Source organism: Enterococcus italicus, assembly GCF_023743875.1.
Classification (GTDB): Bacteria; Bacillota; Bacilli; order Lactobacillales; family Enterococcaceae; genus Enterococcus_G; species Enterococcus_G italicus.
Genome location: NZ_JAMRVB010000003.1, coordinates 1 through 5,180, shown reverse-complemented (window position 1 = coordinate 5,180; position 5,180 = coordinate 1). Strand labels below are relative to the sequence as shown.

4 protein-coding genes and 2 pseudogenes are annotated in these 5,180 nt (G+C 36.0%); 4 read left to right on the top strand and 2 right to left on the bottom strand.

The features are described 5' to 3' along the window. Positions 1 to 218: pseudogene (locus NE257_RS11065) on the bottom strand (IS6 family transposase); the annotation flags it as partial. A 68-nt stretch (positions 219 to 286) separates the two neighbouring features. Between NE257_RS11065 and NE257_RS11060 the strand changes: the two are divergent. Continuing rightward, positions 287 to 742: pseudogene (locus NE257_RS11060) on the top strand (IS6 family transposase); the annotation flags it as partial. 138 nt (positions 743 to 880) lie between these two features. Here the strand turns inward: NE257_RS11060 and NE257_RS11055 are convergent. Then, the gene (locus NE257_RS11055; RefSeq protein WP_251886483.1) at positions 881 to 1,426 is read right to left on the bottom strand and encodes a cobalamin ECF transporter; all 546 of its coding nucleotides are present in this window, start codon (positions 1,424 to 1,426) and stop codon (positions 881 to 883) included. A gap of 149 nt (positions 1,427 to 1,575) precedes the next feature. Between NE257_RS11055 and NE257_RS11050 the strand changes: the two genes are divergently transcribed. Genes NE257_RS11050 through NE257_RS11040 form a run of 3 tightly spaced genes read left to right on the top strand, consistent with a single transcriptional unit; the run spans position 1,576 to position 5,056 of the window. After that, positions 1,576 to 4,059, top strand: a complete 2,484-nt coding sequence (locus tag NE257_RS11050; RefSeq protein ID WP_216453747.1) for a vitamin B12-dependent ribonucleotide reductase — start codon at positions 1,576 to 1,578, stop codon at positions 4,057 to 4,059. Between the two features lie 13 nt (positions 4,060 to 4,072). After that, entirely contained in the window at positions 4,073 to 4,636 is a 564-nt protein-coding gene (locus tag NE257_RS11045; protein ID WP_002292745.1) for a cob(I)yrinic acid a,c-diamide adenosyltransferase, read from the top strand. A 15-nt stretch (positions 4,637 to 4,651) separates the two neighbouring features. Then, the gene (locus NE257_RS11040) at positions 4,652 to 5,056 is read left to right on the top strand and encodes a DUF4430 domain-containing protein (RefSeq protein ID WP_002319346.1); all 405 of its coding nucleotides are present in this window, start codon (positions 4,652 to 4,654) and stop codon (positions 5,054 to 5,056) included. Positions 5,057 to 5,180 lie beyond the last annotated feature (124 nt).

The window sequence follows — 5,180 nt, the reverse complement described above, 5'->3', positions numbered from 1 at the left end:
TATGAATAGAAGGACTGTTTATTTTTCTTTTTCCAGAGATGATAGAGGATTTTACTGTATTCTTGAACCCACCGATAAATCGTCGTATGAGAAACGTTAATGCCACGATCATATAAGATTTCTTGAACTTCACGATAGCTCAGATTGTAACGAAGATAGTAGCCCACGGCTACAATAATCATATCCTGCTGAAATTGCTTTCCTTTAAAATGATTCATCGTCATTCCTCCTGCTATCTTTTTCTATTATTCTACCTTATTTGATAGTAGATTTAAAACTTTGCAACAGAACCGATGAAACTTATATTAAGGTAAAAGGAAAGTGGCACTATTTGTATCGATCCATTGATTCTTCGGGGATAACATTAGATATTTGGTTACGAAAAAAGCGTGATAAACAAGCAGCTTATGCTTTCTTTAAACGATTGATCAAACAATTTGGAGAACCTAAAGTTCTTGTCACTGATAAAGCCCCTTCACTAAGTAGTGCGTTTAATCAATTGCATTCTGAAGGATTATTTTCTAAGACTGAACACCGAACAAATAAATACTTGAATAATATCATTGAACAGGATCATCGATTCATCAAGAAAAGGCACAAATTATATCAGTCCATAAGGACTGCTTCCTCAACAATTAAAGGAATTGAAACTATACACGCTTTATATAAAATTAGCCAAAGAGACAAAAGTCTCTTTGGCTTTTCAGTGATTCATGAGATGAATACATTAATGAGTATCTAAGCATAAAATCAAAAATTAATTGGAAACTCTTTATTAATTTTTTAGCTTTGCAACAGAACCATCTTAAATAATACGCAAGGCTTCCTATTTGAATTATAGGTTTAATTTAATAAGAGATATTGTGATTTAGATACTCATCTAACTATTTAATTTATTTTTCGAACTATTAATAGCAGGTAATAAAATTCGTTTAAACACAGGAACTAATACAAGATAAAAGATTAAATTACCCGTTCCATTGAGGATATCAAAAAATAATCCTTGAAAATAATAGGCCCAAAAAGAAGGTAGTTGATATATAAAGACTTCAACTCTCGATACGATCAATCCGTAAAGAAGGCCACATAAAAATGCAATGATTGCTTGGATAGAGATGTGATGCTTAATCAGGGCACAGTTAGATAAAAAATGAAAAACCGTAACGATACTACTGAAGGCGATCAGTTGGCTGATTGTCCAACTACCCATTCCTAAATAAAGGTTCGTGCCTAATAAGCTTACTAAAGTAACGATTAAAGCATCTGTATAACTTCCATAAAAAGCGAGTAAAAGTAGAATGGCTGTCATTGGTTGTACATTCGGTATCCAAGTAAAAAGGATTCTACCAACAATACAGGCGGCACTAAATAAAGCGAGGGTGGTAATCCTTCTGATTGGAAAGCGTGAATTAGAGGTTGGTAACACTAGGAAAACTCCCTTGTTTTAATTGATAATAGTTCTCATTGTATCAGAATAAAAATTAATTACAAGATTGAATTACACTTTATATAGTGCGATAATCATTGGTAGGCACAATATGTTGTGTTTGTTGATGATAAAGGTGGTAGTATTTAATGAATTATCCTAAAAAATATATAGAAAAACTAAATCAAGATATCTCTTCTTATAAAGAAGTCGCTAAGATAACTGCAGAAATGACTCAAACATTTGATGGGATTTCAAGATTAATCATGCTTGATCGCTATGCATTTAAAGACATGAGCGGAAAAACTTTGACAGTCGGGGATTTGGTTATTTTAACAACTCATGCTGATCCACAATATCCAGCAAGAGGGATCGGAAAAATTGAAGAGATCAATAAGGAACAGTTGATAATTCGAATTGAGGAAGAATTTCAAAGCTCGTTAACTAATCCAGAAGAAATTGCTTCGGGACGAGTGATTCGAAATATAAATGAGGTTGAGAAACCGCTTGAACTTTATTTTGAACAAATTGCAGCTCGTGTTGCTAGAGGAATCTCTGATATTGAAGGAGAAAAAAAAGCTCAGTTTTTTACCGAGTTTTATCAGCATTTGACAGAACAAAATCTCATTCCTGCTGGACGTGTACTTTATGGTGCAGGAACGAATTCAGAAGTAACATACTTCAATTGCTACGTTATGCCATTCATCCATGACTCTCGTGGGGGCCTGGCAAAACATCGTCAAGAAGTGATGGAGATTATGAGCCGTGGTGGTGGTGTAGGAACGAACGGTTCAACGCTACGGCCAAAATCAGCGATCGTCCATGGGGTGAATGGGAAATCATCAGGTTCAGTTTCGTGGCTCAATGATTTAGCTAATTTGACAAATTTAGTTGAACAAGGCGGGAGTCGTCGGGGAGCACAAATGATCATGTTGAATGATTGGCATCCAGATATTTTTGAATTCATTATCTCTAAGATTCAGAATCCGGCCATTTTACAAAATTTGATCCACACTAGCCAAAGTCCGATAGTACGTCAATTAGCTAGTGAAAAACTGACTTTTGAACCACTAATAGCAAATGAAAAGGAATGGTTAGAGTATTTGGTCGATCATCCGACGAATGATATGGAGGATAAATTTTTAAAAACGGCTCAACAGAAATTAAAAGCGGGTGGTACGTACAGTGTGAAAGACCCTGATTTCTTGACCGGAGCCAATATCTCCGTCTGTTTAACAAAAGAATTTATGGAAGCTGTCGAAACCGACCAAACTTATGAGTTACGCTTTCCAGCAATCGAAGACTATGACGCTAGTGAAATGGCTGATTATGATCAACATTGGATGGAAATTGGAGATGTCAGAGAATGGGCTGAAACAGGGCGTAAAGTAAAAATCCATCAAACGATCAAGGCTCGCGAATTGTGGGATTTGATTACTTATTGTGCAACGTATTCAGCAGAACCGGGAATATTTTTTATCGATAATGCTAATGAGATGACCAATGCTCAAGCCTACGGACAAAAGGTAGTTGCAACCAATCCATGTGGGGAACAGCCGTTGACGCCTTATGCGGTATGCAATCTAGCAGCAATTAATTTAGCCAATATGGTTGATAAAGAAACGAAAGTTGTCGACTTTGAAAAATTAGCTGATGTCGTACGAGCTAGTGTTCGTTTTCAGGACAATGTAATTGATGCGACGCCTTACTTTTTTGAAAAAAATGAGCAGCAAGCTAAAGGTGAACGACGTGTTGGACTTGGGGTCATGGGATTGGCAGATTTATTGATTTATTGTGAAAAAGTCTATGGATCTGAAGATGGAAACCGTTTAGTAGATCAAGTATTTGAAAAAATTGCTGTTACGGCTTATCAAACGTCCGTCGAACTAGCAAAAGAAAAAGGAAGCTTCCCATTTTTAGTAGGCAAAACAGTCGAGGAAACAACAGCACTTCGTCAACGTTTTATTGAATCGGGCTATATGAAGAAGATGCCGGAATCAATCCGACAAGCGATTCTAAAATACGGCATTCGTAATTCTCATTTACTAACAGTCGCACCAACAGGGTCAACGGGTACTATGGCTGGTGTTTCAACTGGACTAGAACCATATTTCTCTTTTTCTTATTTCAGAAGTGGTCGTTTAGGAAAATTCATTGAAGTTAATGCTGAAATAGTTAGCGAATATTTAGAAAAAAATCCAGAAACAGCTGCGGATAATCTACCCCCATTCTTTGTCTCTGCCATGGAGCTTTCACCAGAAGCTCATGTGAGTGTTCAATGTACGATCCAACGTTGGGTAGACAGCTCTATCTCAAAAACAGTTAATGCACCTAAGGGGTATCAAGTGAAACAAGTAGCCGCGATCTATGAAGATCTGTATCAAGGTGGGGCTAAAGGTGGAACCGTCTATGTGGATGGTAGCCGAGATTCACAAGTGTTGACACTTGAAGCAGATGACAATGTATTTGAAGAACCTGTAGTAGGGGTGGTAAATAATCAAATTACTCTTGACTCATTAGAATCATCAGAAGCAGAAGAAATATGTCCGATTTGCCATGAGGGTAGAATTGAAGAAATTGGTGGTTGCAGTACGTGTACTAACTGTAAAGTACAACTAAAATGTGGCTTGTAAAAGGAGCTATTCGATGAAAATTTATACTAAAAGCGGCGATAAAGGAAACACTAGTATTATTGGTGGAAAAAGAATAAAAAAATCTGACGCTCGCGTTTGTGCTTACGGTAGCATGGATGAAGTAAATTCTTGGGTTGGTAAAATTATTTCAGAGTTGGATGATAAAAAGTTTGAGCTGTTGAAAAAAGAACTAGTCGCATTACAAATTTTACTTTTTGATATTGGAACAGACTTGGCTACACCCATTGGGATTAAAGAAATGATTGTAGGGAAAGAAGAAGTAACTAAGATTGAAACGCTGATTGATTTTTATCAAGCAAAAGTTCCAGTCATTGAAAAATTTATCTTACCTGGAGGACACCCGGTGGCATGCGATATGCAAATTACACGAACAGTTATTCGTCGGGCAGAACGTGAAATCACACGATTGATTGTTTCAGATGAACCTATCAATTTACATGCATACAAAATTATAAATCGCTTATCGGATTTGTTTTTTGTACTTGCGCGCTATGTAAATACTGTTTATTCTGTAACAGAGCCATTTTATGAACGAGCAGGTAAGGTATTTCATTAAGAGAGGGTTTTAAATTTGAAAAAATTCGCAACATTACTAACAGTTTTTATTGGGTTATTCATTATGACAGGGTGCCAATCAAATCAAAATGATCAAACTTCATCAAAAGCATCCACTCAAGCAACCAGCGAGGTTGCCAAATCAAGTGCGTCGATAAAATTAACTGATAGCGATAAAGAAATAACATCAAAAAAAGTCACTTATCAATCAGGAGACTCATTATTGGAAATTTTAAAAGCGAACTTTGAAGTAAAAGAAAAAGATGGTTTTATTACTTCAATTGACGGTCATGCTCAGGATGAGACCCAAAAAAAATATTGGACATTCACGATCAATGGAAAAATGGGTGAAAAAGGCGCAAATGAAACGAAACTCGCTAATAATGATCAGGTCGTTTTCAATTTGGGCGTATTTAAATAAAAATTATCGTTCTTTACAGTAATAGGACGATAATTAAGTATAAGAAAATTATTAGTTTTTAAAGGAATATGTTAATTTTAAAACACGTTCAAACCAATCATTCGAGGGTTTGAACGTGTTTTTT